This is a genomic window from Litoribrevibacter albus, from assembly GCF_030159995.1.
In the GTDB taxonomy this organism is placed as follows: domain Bacteria; phylum Pseudomonadota; class Gammaproteobacteria; order Pseudomonadales; family Litoribrevibacteraceae; genus Litoribrevibacter; species Litoribrevibacter albus.
In genome coordinates this window covers 150,684-164,829 of record NZ_BSNM01000003.1, presented here as the reverse complement: position 1 = coordinate 164,829, position 14,146 = coordinate 150,684, and the positions used below count along the sequence as shown (strand labels likewise).

Annotated in this window: 15 protein-coding genes; 11 read left to right on the top strand and 4 right to left on the bottom strand. The window is 45.2% G+C overall.

The genetic code is table 11. The features are described from left to right. Nucleotides 1-68 precede the first annotated feature (68 nt). The 3 genes from QQL66_RS02540 to QQL66_RS02530 all read left to right on the top strand — a co-directional run bounded on the left by QQL66_RS02540 (nt 69) and on the right by QQL66_RS02530 (nt 3,110). Nucleotides 69-1,028 (top strand): S1 family peptidase, encoded by a 960-nt coding sequence (locus tag QQL66_RS02540; RefSeq protein ID WP_284378407.1) that lies wholly within the window; start codon nt 69-71, stop codon nt 1,026-1,028. 75 nt (nt 1,029-1,103) lie between these two features. Continuing rightward, nucleotides 1,104-2,513: a S8 family serine peptidase gene (locus QQL66_RS02535; protein ID WP_284378405.1), complete on the top strand. Its 1,410-nt coding sequence runs from the start codon at nt 1,104-1,106 to the stop codon at nt 2,511-2,513. A 339-nt stretch (nt 2,514-2,852) separates the two neighbouring features. Then, a complete protein-coding gene (locus QQL66_RS02530; RefSeq protein ID WP_284378403.1) occupies nt 2,853-3,110 on the top strand; it encodes a BufA1 family periplasmic bufferin-type metallophore in 258 nt (85 codons plus the stop codon). Here QQL66_RS02530 and QQL66_RS02525 read toward each other — a convergent pair. Further along, complete coding sequence (locus tag QQL66_RS02525; RefSeq protein ID WP_284378401.1) at nt 3,103-3,228, bottom strand: hypothetical protein; 126 nt, start codon at nt 3,226-3,228, stop codon at nt 3,103-3,105. The genes QQL66_RS02530 and QQL66_RS02525 overlap by 8 nt on opposite strands. Here QQL66_RS02525 and bufB point away from each other — a divergent pair. The 5 genes from bufB (at nt 3,227) to QQL66_RS02500 (ending at nt 6,319) form a co-directional block, all read left to right on the top strand. Beyond that, nucleotides 3,227-4,114, top strand: a complete 888-nt coding sequence (gene bufB, locus QQL66_RS02520; protein ID WP_284378398.1) for an MNIO family bufferin maturase — start codon at nt 3,227-3,229, stop codon at nt 4,112-4,114. The genes QQL66_RS02525 and bufB overlap by 2 nt on opposite strands. After that, on the top strand, nt 4,114-4,938 hold the full coding sequence (locus QQL66_RS02515) for an HvfC/BufC N-terminal domain-containing protein (protein WP_284378397.1): 825 nt from the start codon (nt 4,114-4,116) through the stop codon (nt 4,936-4,938). The genes bufB and QQL66_RS02515 overlap by 1 nt, the downstream gene beginning before the upstream one ends. 36 nt (nt 4,939-4,974) lie before the next feature. Continuing rightward, complete coding sequence (locus tag QQL66_RS02510) at nt 4,975-5,430, top strand: DoxX family protein (RefSeq protein WP_284378395.1); 456 nt, start codon at nt 4,975-4,977, stop codon at nt 5,428-5,430. Nucleotides 5,431-5,492: 62 nt separating this feature from the next. After that, nucleotides 5,493-5,864 carry a hypothetical protein gene (locus QQL66_RS02505; RefSeq protein WP_284378394.1) on the top strand — a complete coding sequence of 124 codons (372 nt, stop codon included), beginning with the start codon at nt 5,493-5,495 and terminating at the stop codon, nt 5,862-5,864. A gap of 41 nt (nt 5,865-5,905) precedes the next feature. Continuing rightward, nucleotides 5,906-6,319: an LIC_13387 family protein gene (locus QQL66_RS02500; RefSeq protein WP_284378392.1), complete on the top strand. Its 414-nt coding sequence runs from the start codon at nt 5,906-5,908 to the stop codon at nt 6,317-6,319. A gap of 17 nt (nt 6,320-6,336) precedes the next feature. Here the strand turns inward: QQL66_RS02500 and QQL66_RS02495 are convergent, their stop codons facing one another. Then, nucleotides 6,337-7,179: a LysR family transcriptional regulator gene (locus QQL66_RS02495; protein WP_284378389.1), complete on the bottom strand. Its 843-nt coding sequence runs from the start codon at nt 7,177-7,179 to the stop codon at nt 6,337-6,339. 250 nt (nt 7,180-7,429) lie between these two features. Between QQL66_RS02495 and QQL66_RS02490 the strand changes: the two genes are divergently transcribed. The 3 genes from QQL66_RS02490 (at nt 7,430) to QQL66_RS02480 (ending at nt 12,472) form a co-directional block, all read left to right on the top strand. After that, nucleotides 7,430-8,191 carry an HPP family protein gene (locus QQL66_RS02490; protein ID WP_284378387.1) on the top strand — a complete coding sequence of 254 codons (762 nt, stop codon included), beginning with the start codon at nt 7,430-7,432 and terminating at the stop codon, nt 8,189-8,191. Nucleotides 8,192-8,366: 175 nt separating this feature from the next. Further along, entirely contained in the window at nt 8,367-11,615 is a 3,249-nt protein-coding gene (locus QQL66_RS02485) for a methyl-accepting chemotaxis protein (RefSeq protein ID WP_284378383.1), read from the top strand. Nucleotides 11,616-11,752: 137 nt separating this feature from the next. Further along, nucleotides 11,753-12,472, top strand: coding sequence for a 7-cyano-7-deazaguanine/7-aminomethyl-7-deazaguanine transporter (locus tag QQL66_RS02480; RefSeq protein WP_284378379.1), 720 nt, complete (start codon nt 11,753-11,755; stop codon nt 12,470-12,472). Nucleotides 12,473-12,531: 59 nt separating this feature from the next. Here the strand turns inward: QQL66_RS02480 and QQL66_RS02475 are convergent, their stop codons facing one another. Further along, nucleotides 12,532-12,750, bottom strand: coding sequence for a YgaP family membrane protein (locus QQL66_RS02475; RefSeq protein ID WP_284378374.1), 219 nt, complete (start codon nt 12,748-12,750; stop codon nt 12,532-12,534). Between the two features lie 27 nt (nt 12,751-12,777). Then, on the bottom strand, nt 12,778-14,136 hold the full coding sequence (locus QQL66_RS02470; RefSeq protein ID WP_284378372.1) for a DUF1302 family protein: 1,359 nt from the start codon (nt 14,134-14,136) through the stop codon (nt 12,778-12,780). Nucleotides 14,137-14,146: the final 10 nt, after the last annotated feature.

Sequence of the window (14,146 nt, the reverse complement as noted above, 5' to 3'; positions counted from 1 at the left end):
CTGGACACATCAAGAGTGACCACCTGACTGGTGTTATCTCCGTTGTCTTTGTATGGATAGGTATTCCAATGAGGTATGCACTAGACACTGTTCTGGCGGTAGTTTTATTCGGCATGGTTACCACCTGTCACGCCATACGTGGCGGACAGTCGGTAACTGAACTTGGTCTGCAATCAGCGCAGACTTCCTTAGGTCACCTTAGCCAACGGCAACTTCATCAAATAGAGCAGCTATCTAACCTCATCGTGTCCATTCAGAAACCTGAAAAGGTAACCAGCAACACCCCTCAGGAAACGCTCTATGCCCAAACGTCCTATGCCCAAACGTCCTATGCCCATACGTCCTATACCCATAAATGTAGTGGTGTACTTATTGAAAATCGCCTGATCATAACTGCCGCTCACTGTTTTGATGACCAGAATACAGACATTCAAATCCAAAGCACCCAAGGCACTCTAAAAGTACGTTCTATAGGCATTCACAAACACTATCGAAGAGAAGACCTGATTGATGAGTACTGGCAGTACATCTACGACATCAAACTGGAAAATGACCATGCACTGATAGAAGTAGAGGAAAATCACGATCTAACAGTTTTACTACACCAACTTCAACTGAGCACAAACCTTCAGCATCCTCCGTCTTCATTTACCGAATCTGTTTATGTTATGGGCTACGGTCAGACTGCAAATATTTTTGGTATGGGAGAAGGCGAAGGAGAACTGAGGATATCCGGCCCTCTAAGTGCATCAACACAAAATCACCACCGTTATGAAATTAAGAATAATGCCAAAGGCGCCTGTCAGGGTGATTCTGGCGGGCCAATGTTCAAAGTATTTATAGATAGAGTTCTGCTTTTAGCAACAGTCAGTCAGGGAGATTGCAACACTTTCTCACGCTATCAAGCCATCACCCCAGAAACTCTAAAACCGCTCAACTATCAGTGGCTTAGCAGAACAACAAAAACAACAGAAGAAATACCGAGTTCCCCGATATCGCCTGTAGCTCTTCCGCTAATCAGCAAATAGGAAATCAGACGTTTTCAATGGCAGAGAGTTACTAGACTTAACTTAGGGTAAATATGATTCCAACGGGGAATAAAAATGACTACTCAGCCACAACCAAACCGCCTTGCATTGATACGAAGGACAATTGCCGTATCCTTACTCAGTGCATCTGCCATTTCCTGGGCAGGCCCACCAGAGTTTCGATTAGGTGAAATACTTGTGAATGGTTCACCAGACCAACACCCTTCGCTTAACACCGTCCGTTATTATCCGCTCAGTGATGTATCGCTGGTGAGCGTTGAGCCTGGTCAAGAACACGCAACCATTACCAAATTGCAGGCCAAAGGTAAAAAAGCGTCGGTCAACCTCGCAGCCACCAAATTCATGCCAACCAATGACCCGTACCGTAGCTATCAATGGCACTTCAATTCCATCAATCTAAGTGCAGCACACGATACGACTACCGGGACCGGCGCTGTAGTAGCTGTCCTCGATACCGGCTTTAACTCCGGCGGTGCTGACAGTGTTTCTTGCTTAACCGCAGGAACAGACATTGTTAATAACGACAATGATCCAACAGATGGAGATGGTCACGGCACCCACGTATCAGGCACCATTGCCCAAGCTTCCGATAATGGGGTTGGGGTCGCAGGTATCGCTTATAACAGCTGTTTGATGGCGGTGAAAGTATTGAGTGATTCCGGCAGTGGTAGCTTTGTCGATATTGCCGAAGGTATTCGCTGGGCAACAGATCACGGAGCTAACGTGATCAATATGAGTTTGGGTATTTCAGCTCAATATCAAATTACCAATGACCCAGTGACAGATGCCGCACTGGATTACGCCTATATAAACGGAGTAACGGTAGTAGCAGCCGCTGGTAATGACGGCTTCCGTAAAATGGTAAGTTACCCTGCCGTTTATCCAACGGTAATCGCAGTGGGTGCTACAGATTATCGGGATCAGAAAGTGCGTTATTCCAACTTTGGCACAGGTCTGGATGTGATGGCACCAGGGGGTGACACATCAGCTGACAGAAACCGGGACGGATATGTAGACGGCGTACTTCAGGAAACCTTTGATAGCAATGGCGTCTTTGGTTACTGGTTCTATCAAGGTACCTCTATGGCCTCCCCTCACGTAGCCGGAGTTGCCGCATTACTTGTCGCCTCGGGCGTTGCTACCACACCGGATGATGTCCGTGCGGCACTTACCAGCACTGCAAAAGATCTCGGTGAAGCGGGCTATGACGATCAGTACGGTCATGGACTGATTCAAGCCGATGCGGCCTTAACCTGGGTTCCAGGCGAACCTCCTGTTGAAGAACCACCTGTTGATCCACCATTAGCCTGTACCGATGCGGACGGAGATGGCTATTGTGAAGAAATTGACGATTGCGATGATACCGATCCGAAAGTGAATCCAGGTATGAATGAAAAAGGACCACGCAGAAACGATGGCATCGATAATGACTGTGATGGAGTGATTGACCCTCAATCACGTTAATCAGAAATAGACAGTCATTACCATGCCACCAGAAAAGGCCAAGGCATATAAAGATGTCTTGGCCTTTTTATTTTTCTTAATTATTTCAACACCTTCCTAAAAGCAGCTATAGTAAATCCAGACAAGAATTCGCTGTACTGTCTTAACGCCAAACATCCAAATCTATTCATCCAGAGAAAGGGATTTTGAGATTCGGCGATTTTTAAAATACTTCTAATGAATAATTTTGGAAAAATCTGCAATCAAATCATTAGATGACTCGTTTAGACACATAGGATCAAACATCCGAGGGACGTTTAAAAAACAACTTCCCAAGTTTTTACACTCAAAGGAGCTAACATGAAAGATACAAAAACGCTTATGAACACAGCAATCGCAGGTGCTTTGGCAATCGGTATGGCTGCTGCTTCAGGCAGTGCAGTTGCAGGTAAACCAGGTTTTGAAAAGTGCCAGGGTATCGTTAAAGCCGGTATGAACGATTGTGGTACCAGCGGCCATAGCTGTGCAGGTCAAGCTAAGAAAGACGGCGACCCACAAGAGTGGATCTACGTTCCTGAAGGTACTTGCTCAAAAATCGTTGGTGGTAAAGTTAAGTAATTAACTTACCTTGGGAGGGTCGCAACGGCCCTCCTCCTTGATATCCATCGAACAAGTAACCATCACACGCTTGAGTTTCGATGCTCAGCTCAACCAATCGCCAGAAATTCCTTCTCATGACTCAGACTTCCTCTCAGAACCCTAACTTTCCTGATCACCCAATACAAGGCGCTGGTCTTGGTTTACGTTCCAGCCATTATCAGGAGATTTTTGAAACCAAACCGAACGTTCCCTGGTTTGAATTGCTGTCAGATAATTACATGGCAGATGGCGGTTTACCTATTCTGAGAGCAGAACAAATTCGACAGGATTATCCGGTCACACTGCATGGCGTCGGCATGTCCCTGGGTTCAACGGACCCATTGAACCTGGATTACTTAGCCCGACTAAAAAAGCTGATTGAACGGCTTGAACCCAGTTACGTCTCGGATCACATTGCCTGGGTTTCGGTTGACGGAAAATACACTCATGATCTGTTGCCATTGCCTTACACTAATGAAGCACTTGAAGTGATTTCCAACAACATCAATCAAGCTCAAGAATTCTTGGGCCGACGTTTATTGGTTGAGAATCCATCCTCGTATCTCACCTTTAACAACGATGAAATGCCGGAATGGGCGTTTATCCAACACGTCGTTAACAATACCGATTGTGAGCTGCTACTCGACATCAATAACATTTACGTCAGCTCACAAAATCACGACTTCGACCCATTCCATTATTTGTCTCAAATTCCCGCCGACAAAGTAAAAGAAATTCACTTAGCCGGATATGAGAAGAAAGAACATTACCTCTTTGATACCCACGGCTATCAGGTTCGTCCACCCGTTTGGGATTTATACCGTGCAGCGATAGAACGCTTTGGCTCAGTACCCACTTTGATTGAGTGGGATACCGATGTACCTGACTTCCAAACTCTCAGAGCGGAAGCGGCCAAGGCAGAAGCGTTAATGGAAGACGTTAAAAAACAGTCTCAACACACCATGAAAGAAGAGGTGATTTAATGTCGGTCAAAAACACCTCAACCATGAGCCTTAGAGAGATGCAAAAAGCCTTTTATGAAGGCATTTTCAACCCGAACAACACAGAAAACCTTTCCGAGCTGGGCCATACCGTCGCAACAACAAATGCGCCGCTGACTGCCGAAGACAGAATCGAAATTTATCGGGACAGCATTCTCGGAGGCATCACAGAAGCTTTAACGTCAATTTACCCAGTCTGTGTAAAGTTAGTCGGTGAAACCTACTTTACACACATGGTCGCAGGCTACCTGACCCAATACGCATCGGGATCACCAGACTTGGGGGATTATGGTGAACACTTAGCCCAGTACATTGCAGACTTCACTCCTGCCAAAGAGCTTTTTTATATGCCGGATGTCGCTCAACTTGAATGGCATTGGCACAAGGCATTTAACGCAGAAGAATCAGGTAACGCCCAAGCCATCCAATTCACCGTGGCCGAGTTAGCAAACCTCTCAGAAGAACAACAGCCCTTCATCCAGTTCTGTCTATCGCCGTCGGCCTCATTGATGAGTTCGGCTTATCCAGTACACAAAATCTGGCAAGTGAATCAGGACGATTATCAAGGTGATCAAATGGTAAACCTGGACGATGGTGGTGTGCGTCTGGTGATTTGGCGCAGCCCTGACTACGGTATGCGAATCGATGTACTTAACGACAGTGAACATGAGTTCCTATCGGCTCTTTACCACCAACAAGCCTTTGGTGACGTTGCTCAACTGCCCTGTGCAACAGACATTAATGAACTCTTACCTAAGTTCATACAAATGGGGTTAATCGTTGGGTTCAATCTGGCTGACGGATAACAACACACATCAAAAAAATATGAGGGAGAAAACACGATGGCCATTCAAAAGCTTACCGAACTGGGTTCTACATTACTCAAAGGCATAGACGCCCTTCAAAGTGTGTTTTTACTGGCTCTTCGATTGTGGCTCGCAAAAATATTCTTCATGTCTGGTCTTACAAAGTTCAAGAGCTGGGAATCAACCCTTCAACTCTTTGAATATGAATACAATGTGCCGGTCATTCCGTTTGATATTGCAGCCTATCTTGCCACAGCTGCGGAACTGGTGATCCCGGTATGTTTGGTCGTGGGTCTATTAACTCGTCTGAATGCCGTCGCGCTGTTTGCGCTGAACTACGTTGCCATGATCTCCTACCCGGATATCAGTATTGCCGGCGAAAAAGATCACATCATGTGGGGGATCGCTATTCTTGCTATCTTCCTGTTTGGGCCTGGTAAAGCCGCGTTAGACCATTTCATTTGGAAAAAGCTAACAGCCCAGGTGGCTTAATATCCTTTCGCCCCGGCATTTCTGGGGCGTTGTTCAACTAGTATCGTCAGTTGGAAGAATGCATGTTCACGAAATACCTGTACATCAAAGTCTTAAAAAACGTCTTTGAAATACTGCCACTTGAGAACGCAGACACGGTCACCAGATACACGTCTGAGCAGCCATTTACCACCACCCGCTTACTGGTTGGTCAGTTTAGTGCAGCAGAAACCAGCTTAAAGCAAGCCATTACAGAAACACTGGGTAAGCCACGGCTATTGAGTTCGATTTGCCTAATCATTCATCCCATAGAGATGTGCGAAGGCGGTTTAAGCCAAGTAGAAGAGCGAATTTTTATCGAACTGGGCTTAGGCGCCGGCGCCAGAAAAGTGAAACTGCATACAGGCAAAGAGTTGAGCCCAGAGCAGGCATTGGACTTATTAAAATCACGATAAGACCTATGCTGCAAAGTTTCATACAAAGGAAAACACAGGCAATGGAACAAGCACTCATCATAATCAGCACAGCTATCTTTGGCATGTTAGGTGTAGCCCACCTGATTCTCACCTTTTATTCTCGGAAATTTGAAGCCAGAGATACCGAAGTAACAACAGCAATGAAACACACATCCCCGGTGATCACCAAAGAGACCAGCGTTTGGGATGCCTGGATTGGTTTCAATGCCAGCCACAGTCTGGGGGCACTCATGATCCCCCTATTCTATATTCCTTTAGCCCTGACTCATCCCAATCTACTCTTACCCGGCAGTTATTATTTTGTCGTGCTTCTTGTACTGGCAGGCAGTTATTTATTTCTGGCAAAACGCTACTGGTTTAAGGTCCCTTTCAGGGGGATTGCTCTGGCCAACCTATGTTTGTGGGGAGCCTTTATCATGAGTTTTCTCAACTAAGACAGCACTGAACCAAGTTAAATCAACCAACCCGCATCTTCGCCGGCCAATTTCCGAACACCTTCCAGTACCTGCTCTAAACTGGAGGACATCTCACCTTTGCGGTATACCAAATAAATAGGATAAGTAAACTCAGGCGCTTCCGGTACGCGTTCTAACAATCCTCGTTCAAGATAAGGTTTAACTACCCTTGTCCGAAAATACCCGTTACCTCCTCGCTGTAACATCACTTGCAATGCCAAAGGTCCAAGCCCAAAGGAATATGAGCCTCTTGGTTGTGGTAAAGCAGCATCATACTGCGCTCTGAACTCTGCTCCCCAATCGACAAAAAGATTGGGTTGAGGATTTTCAACCGATTGAACATGAATCAACTTCTCTTCCAGTAATTGCTCCACCACAAAACTGGAATAATAATTCGGACGATGAACAATGATGGCGTCCAACACACTCTTTTCGAGCTTATCGATAAGCTTTTCAGCATCAGACACTTCAGTATGCAGAGCAACACTGGGTAAATGATGCTGAATCCAAAGTACCCAATTCACCATCACGGGCGTCCATAAACTGTTTTCACCACCAATGCACAGTCGGGTCTCAAGCCCAGAAGGCAATTTCAATTCGGCTTTTGCCCGATCCCAGGTTTGAACTAAAGAGGTCGCATAGTCGACAAACCGCTGACCATCGGCAGTCAGTCTGGCGCCGGATCGGTTACGCACAAACAATGTAACACCCAGCTTAGACTCCAGACTGCTAATCCGGGCCGTGACAGTCGTTTGGGTGACGTGCATACGTTCGGAAGCTTCCAGAAAACTGCCTGCGTTCATGATCTCAAGAAACGTCCGAGCTAGCTCAACATCCATAAGAAACCTCTTCTTAGTAAAACAAAAATAGTTAAAACAACTAGCGAAATAACAACATTCAAACGAATTCTACGGATCTAAATATCAATATTTTTGCATTATAAAAGCAATAATATTCAATATACACAATTAAAACACCCTCATAGACTGTGCAGAAAATTGATATCTCATTCAAAATTTTTCTATCGAGGACACAGTGATCTCCCCCGTAAAACACGTCATCAATACTCTGGGCATAGAAAGAGATACTGTGTCATTTAAAGAAAAACTGACCTCTGCACTGGGGGCAGCTTTAGCCATTACTCTATTGTGTTTAAGCTCATTGCAGGCCGAAACTTCATCCACTCAGATACTCCTTCAGGCTTCCATCGGCGCATCTGCCATTTTGATTTTTGCCGTGCCACATGGCCCTTTATCTCAACCCTGGCCTGTATTCGGCGGACATATCCTGTCCGCCTGCATTGGCGTGACTTGCTACCAACACATCGAAGAACCCACTTTCGCTGCTGCAGCGGCTGTTGGCTTATCTACATTTGTGATGTGTTTAGGACGTTGTTTACACCCACCCGGTGGTGCGACAGCACTCACTGCGGTTATCGGCGGAACGGAAATTCACAATCTGGGCTATCAGTATGTGTTTACTCCGATACTCACCAACGTATTGGTTTTGCTGAGTACGGCCTTAGTTATTCATTACCTATTTCAAACACACAGCTACCCAGCCAGAAGGCTCGAAGCTAACAACAAATCACTGAACAACAGAAACGATACGGCAGAAGAAAACGTTGCAAAGCGACATTTAAATAACTACCAACCGATACCACCCTCAACACTGACCGAACAAGATTACATGGCTGCGCTTGAAAGCATGGGTTCATATATGGATGTATCCATAGAAGACCTTAAAACAATCGTTTCTTTAGCAACAAAACACGCCGAAAAGGTATCTCAGGGTTCTGCCTTAGCCGCTATGGAAACACCTAGTTATCTAGTCAGCACCAGAGAGATTTAGGCAGATTATGCAGATATAAAAGACATCTGGATTTCAAAACCTGAATTAAGCTTTCCAGATAATGCACCGAAATGTTCCTAACTTTCATAGCAGCATTTGCCCCCTTCATCTAGAGTTATTAACCAGATAATAACCAAGTAAATAACTCAGCTTTTAGGCAAATCAGGTGAAAGTAATGGAAGTATTTAACAACCTAAAACTACGCTGGAAACTCATCGCTATTGTTGTCGTACCAGTGTTAGTTATGTCGTTTCTTGCGCTCGATAAAGTTCTGAAAAGCTCTTCTATAGAAACTGAAAATGCTCGGGTATTGCGTCTTGCACAATTTGCAGTACTTGCCAGTAATCTGGTTCATGAATTACAGAAAGAGCGAGGATTTACAGCTGGTTTCCTTGGAAGTAAAGGAGAGAAATTCTCAAACCAGTTAACCGAACAACGCAAGGCAGTGGATGAAAAAAACAAGCTTCTGAATACCTTCCTAGAAGGTTTTGACGCCTCTCAATTTAGCACCGAATTTCATGATGAACTTACTCAGGCCATTAATCTAAGCAAGCAAATCAGTACCAAACGACGAGCTATTTCGGCCTTTGACATACATCTCAAATCCGCTCTTGGCTACTACACCCAAACGAACACATCTTACCTGAAGGCCATATCTTACTTATCTAAAAACACCTCCAACGGTGAGTTAAGTAATGCAGCTACTGCTTACGTAAACTTTTTGAACAGTAAAGAACGAGCAGGTATTGAACGTGCAGTTCTTACAAACGCCTTCTCTCAGGATACCTTTACCCGAGGTATGTATGAAAAGTTTCTTGAGTTAGTCGTGTTGCAGGACACTTACATGAATGTGTTTTTATCCCTTTCAACCGCAGATCACCTAACTTTCTTCAAAAAAACATTTGCTGGCAGAGCAATTGAGGAAACACTCAGGATGCGGGAAGTTGCTAAAAGCAAAGCGGCTGAAGGCAGTTTTGGCATTGATCCAGGTTACTGGTTCAAAATGCAAACGGAGAAAATCAACCTTCTAAAGCGAGTTGAAAACAAGTTGTCCGAGGACTTAGCCAATTTAGCCCACACATTACACGATCAAGCCAGTACGACGTTTCTCTCTTCATTGATCCTCATGATTGGGGCATTGATTGTTACGATTGCTTCGGTGTATTTCGTCCTGCGAAAAATTACCCGACCTATCCATAACTCGGTGGCCGTGGCCAATGCCATCTCAGAAGGAAATCTGGATAACAAGATAATAGTCAGCTCAAAGGACGAATCAGGGCAACTGTTAAGAGCGTTGAAAACCATGCAAACAAACTTGCTTCAAGCGCAAACCGACCTGCAACAACGAATGAAAGTAGAGCGACAACAAGCCGAAGAAAACAACCGCATTCGACAAGCCTTGGACAATGTATCAGCCAGCGTTATGGTGGCTGATACAAATAACCGTATTATTTATCACAACACATCCGCTCAGAATCTGTTTACTCGCTATGCATCACAACTGGCAACTGCAATGCCCAGGTTAAACCCTCAATCGTTAACCTTCAGTCAGGTCAGTGATCTGCATCCCAACCAGGTCCAGATAGAAAGCACTCTGTTTTCACTGACTCAGGAACATCAAGAAGAACTCAACATCGAAGAAATTTCGCTTCAATTAGTCATTAACCCTGTCATCAGTACATCGGGTGAAAAACAAGGATTGGTTATAGAATGGCAAGACCTTACTGAACAAAGGGATGCGGAAGCCCAAGTTCAGCATGTAATTGAAGCAGCAGTTGCAGGACAACTAAACTCACGCCTGGACAGTAGTCGTTTTGACGGTTCAATGAAAACGCTGGCTAATGGAATTAACGAACTGCTGGATGCCATTATTGGACCACTGATGATGACCGCCAAATGTGTTGAACGAATTGCCAATGGCGATATTCCCGATGAAATTACAGATGACTTCAAAGGCGACTTCAACACCATAAAAAACAATCTCAACAAGTGTATTTCAGCCATTAAACTTTTGGTCAATGATGCGAATTCGTTGGTGGATGCAGCGATGGAGGGGCAACTATCCATCAGGGCTGACGACGAACAGCACAAAGGCGACTTCCAACGAGTTATTAACGGCGTCAATAAAACACTGGACGCCGTCGTCACCCCTTTGAGAGTTGCAGCTGATTATGTGGATAAAATTTCCAAAGGTGATATTCCTGAACCCATTACCGACGAATATCACGGGGATTTCAATGAACTGAAAAACAATCTCAACACCTGTATATACGCCATTAATTTACTCATTGAGGATGTCTACTCGCTAGCTGACTCTGCCATCCAAGGCCAATTGAATCAGCGAGCAGATTCAGCAAAACATCAAGGCGACTTTCAACGCATTGTCGATGGTGTAAACAGTACACTGGATGCTGTCGTTACCCCTATCAATGAATGTAAGCAGGTGATGTCTGCTTTATCCAATAGTGATTTAACCCTGCAAATGAGTGACGAATTTCAGGGAGAATTCTCCGAATTAAGTAATTCAGTCAATAAGAGCATGCAAAACCTGGTGGACTTGATTGGAAAAATCAACGCATCCGCCATTCAAACAGACGTATCGTCTTCAGAGTTATCCAGTGCAGTACAAGATTTAAGTAACCGAACCGAAGCCCAAGCCTCAGCGCTGGAAAAAACCAGTTCGTTAATGCAAGAGATGATGCAAACCGTCAGTGATAACTCCCAAAAAGCTCAAACTGCCAGCCAATTGGCCTCAGACACTCAACGCCAGGCAGAATCAGGCGGAACGGTTGTTTCCAATGCCGTCCAAAGTATGGTGGAGATCAATGAAGCCAGTAAGAAGATCACAGACATTATCACAGTGATTGACGAAATCGCCTTCCAAACCAACCTGCTGGCTTTAAACGCCGCCGTAGAAGCGGCTAGAGCAGGAGAACAGGGCCGTGGTTTTGCGGTTGTCGCAGGTGAAGTTCGAAACCTTGCTCAGCGTTCCGCGCAAGCCGCCGGTGAAATTAAAGAACTGATCAGAACCAATGTTGAGAAAATCAATACCGGTTCAGAACTGGTAAACCGTTCAGGAGAAACGCTTAAAGAGATAGTTAGCTCCGTAAGTGATGTCAGCGCAATGGTTGCAAACATAGCGGTGTCCTCAGAACAACAAAGCACAGGCATCCAGCAAGTCAGTCAAGCCGTTACTGATATGGATCAGATGACCCAACAAAATGCGGCGATGGTAGAAGAAGCTTCTGCAACGGCTATGTCCATGTCGGAACAAGCCAGCGTTATGAAAAACATGCTCAGCGCCTTTAAAACAGCTCAGAACGATGCACGTAATTTTGCTCCTTCAGACCGCCAAGAAATGCATTTTCCTGATAACGTACTTCCAGAAGAGAACTACCAAAGACACCATACACGGCGCTATTAATGATCACTGCATACAAGAGTAAAGATAAAACATAACCAGATAGACAGCTTTAATCTTTACTCTGATTTCTCATTTGTGGATAATGCCTGCCGATTCAGGGTTCCCTCACCCCTGACACTGAAAAAAAAGGATGCACAATGCAGAACTCTATTTCGAATACGATCAGTCCGTCTCTATTCTCTCAATCTCAGCTAAAACAAGCCCTTCTATTGCTTGCCTGTTTCCACATCATAATTCTGGCTTCAAGCAATTATTTGGTTCAGCTACCGTTTACGGTCTTCGGCTATCACACCACCTGGGGTGCGTTTACCTTCCCATTTGTGTTTCTCGCCACCGATTTAACCGTACGTCTATTTGGTGCCAGCTTGGCTCGTAAGATCATTTTGGTCGTAATGATGCCAGCGTTGATTATCTCTTACGTGGCGTCGGTGTTGTTTTATCAAGGAAGTTTTCAGGGGCTTGAGAAGCTAGCTGGCTTCGATACTTTTGTCGCCCGCATTGCACTGGCCAGCTTCACCGCCTATGTGGTTGGTCAGGTAATGGATGTCACTGTATTCAATCGCCTTAGACAAGTAAACGCCTGGTGGGTGGCACCTTCACTGTCTACCATCCTCGGAAATGCATTAGATACCGTCGTTTTTTTCATTATCGCCTTCTACCAAAGCAGTGACCCGTTCATGGCAGAACATTGGGTAGAAATAGCAACCGTCGACTATGCCTTTAAGATGATCATCAGCTTGGTCATGTTCATTCCCATGTACGGGCTGTTACTGAACAAACTGTCACAGCTTCTGGTTAAACAGCCACAGGCAGTTAAGCAACCCCAAGAAACCAAGCAATTGAAAGCAACGGCTTAACAGTACAGTGACGGCCCAAAAAACTTCAAATTCGAGCGCACTGTACTGCAAAGACAAGTTTACGATGCGCTCTTTTTGTCGCAGGGAAGTTCATCCTTCAAACCCAGCTTCCTCAATATATCTGCCATCAGACACCATTTGGTAAGGCCGGACTGAAACAAGTTTGCGCCTACAAAAAAGGTGAAAGCAAACCACCAAGGGTTCACGTAATACCCCAGCAACACACTGATCATCACAAATGTTCCTGCTATTACATGCAATGTATTATCAACGGTCATTGTCGTACCTCACTTAAAAAAGACCTGTTAGAAGTGGTAGCGCACACGGGTGTAAATATTTGAACTCTCTTCAAACTGCCCCCATTGCGTATACTCATCCGCGCCTCCAAACAGATTGCCCCCTAACTCAAACAACCAATGATCATCTCGTCGATAACTCACTTTTGGCTTGAGGTAAAAGTCGTCACTGCTGGGAGAATAAAAACTAAACAACGACCAGGTGAGCTTATCGCTCAGGGTCAGATAGGTAATTCGCGCTGTCAGAGTATGGTGATACTTACTTTGATGATAATCCGGTTGAGGCGAATTCGCTTTTTGTGCGTCATAGTTCTCAGTGATCTGTAACCACCATTGCATACCTAATGTGAGCTTTTGAATGAGTTCCTGCTCATAGCCCAGCAGCGTTTGCCATTTACTGTTGGGAATCAAAGGGTCATCACCTGAGCGATCTTCCCGTGAATCCCAATAGGCGATTTCCATATTTGCAATCCCGGCCCCCAACGAACTCCGAACGCTGGCACCCCAGCTATTCAAGCGAGGAAAAGTGTTTCTGCCTTCCACAGGATCAAACCCTAACGGTTGTTTGTAAAAGCCACGATAGCCATACAAGGCATACTCAATACCGTCGACCGTTTTGAACAGACGAAACGCAAATTCACCATGTTCTAACTGAGTATCAGGTTCCTTTGCCGTAAAGGTTTGTGAAGACGTCTCCCCCGACATAGGAGAGAAATAACCAAAACGTTCGCCATTGATGTAATGATCGGAGGTAAAGATCGGCGTCCAAACAAAATCCAGATTGGCGACATTATGGTAATAAGTCAGTTTGATAGACGCCGAAGAGGCTTTCAGATAGGCATCGTCTCGCCCAGAAAACATCGCCTGCCAGTCTTTGGCAAACAAGTCATTGAGGAACACAAAATCCCCGGTTCCCCAAGTCAGAACTTGTTGTCCTGCACGAAGACTGAGGTCCTTCCTCAGGTTATGATCGACATAGAGTTCGCGAACTAAAAGTTGTAAATGATTATCGTCCACTTCATCGGCTAACAACTCAATACTGGCATTAAAAAACGAGGTGCCGAAATATCGGTTGGCGTTCACCTGCCAACGATTTTCCAACGCACTGGCATCATCACCGTAGAGGTTGTCTTCAAACAGTCCCTCATTGGTAAAACCTCCGACTAGGACTTCAGTAAAAATCAGAACGTTCCAGGGTGAAGATGCGCTTTCCGTATCCGACCAGTCATTGCCTGCGCTGGTCTCTTCAGGAAAATCGGCCCACAGATCAGGCGAAGACGTTTGATTCGACTCATCCCCTTCCGACGGTAAAGACACGAATACTAGCAGCGCCGAGATAAACAGCAGATTAAACTTACCAGACCACATAAACGAACCG

Bases quoted from the DNA above. Each gene is read 5' to 3' on its own strand.
- QQL66_RS02470 (WP_284378372.1), bottom strand. From the start codon at position 14,136: ATGTGGTCTGGTAAGTTTAATCTGCTGTTTATCTCGGCGCTGCTAGTA.
- QQL66_RS02485 (WP_284378383.1), top strand. From the start codon at position 8,367: ATGGAAGTATTTAACAACCTAAAACTACGCTGGAAACTCATCGCTATT.
- QQL66_RS02530 (WP_284378403.1), top strand. From the start codon at position 2,853: ATGAAAGATACAAAAACGCTTATGAACACAGCAATCGCAGGTGCTTTG.
- QQL66_RS02540 (WP_284378407.1), top strand. From the start codon at position 69: ATGAGGTATGCACTAGACACTGTTCTGGCGGTAGTTTTATTCGGCATG.
- bufB (WP_284378398.1), top strand. From the start codon at position 3,227: ATGACTCAGACTTCCTCTCAGAACCCTAACTTTCCTGATCACCCAATA.
- QQL66_RS02495 (WP_284378389.1), bottom strand. From the start codon at position 7,179: ATGGATGTTGAGCTAGCTCGGACGTTTCTTGAGATCATGAACGCAGGC.
- QQL66_RS02525 (WP_284378401.1), bottom strand. From the start codon at position 3,228: ATGAGAAGGAATTTCTGGCGATTGGTTGAGCTGAGCATCGAAACTCAA.
- QQL66_RS02510 (WP_284378395.1), top strand. From the start codon at position 4,975: ATGGCCATTCAAAAGCTTACCGAACTGGGTTCTACATTACTCAAAGGC.
- QQL66_RS02535 (WP_284378405.1), top strand. From the start codon at position 1,104: ATGACTACTCAGCCACAACCAAACCGCCTTGCATTGATACGAAGGACA.
- QQL66_RS02505 (WP_284378394.1), top strand. From the start codon at position 5,493: ATGTTCACGAAATACCTGTACATCAAAGTCTTAAAAAACGTCTTTGAA.
- QQL66_RS02500 (WP_284378392.1), top strand. From the start codon at position 5,906: ATGGAACAAGCACTCATCATAATCAGCACAGCTATCTTTGGCATGTTA.
- QQL66_RS02475 (WP_284378374.1), bottom strand. From the start codon at position 12,750: ATGACCGTTGATAATACATTGCATGTAATAGCAGGAACATTTGTGATG.
- QQL66_RS02480 (WP_284378379.1), top strand. From the start codon at position 11,753: ATGCAGAACTCTATTTCGAATACGATCAGTCCGTCTCTATTCTCTCAA.
- QQL66_RS02515 (WP_284378397.1), top strand. From the start codon at position 4,114: ATGTCGGTCAAAAACACCTCAACCATGAGCCTTAGAGAGATGCAAAAA.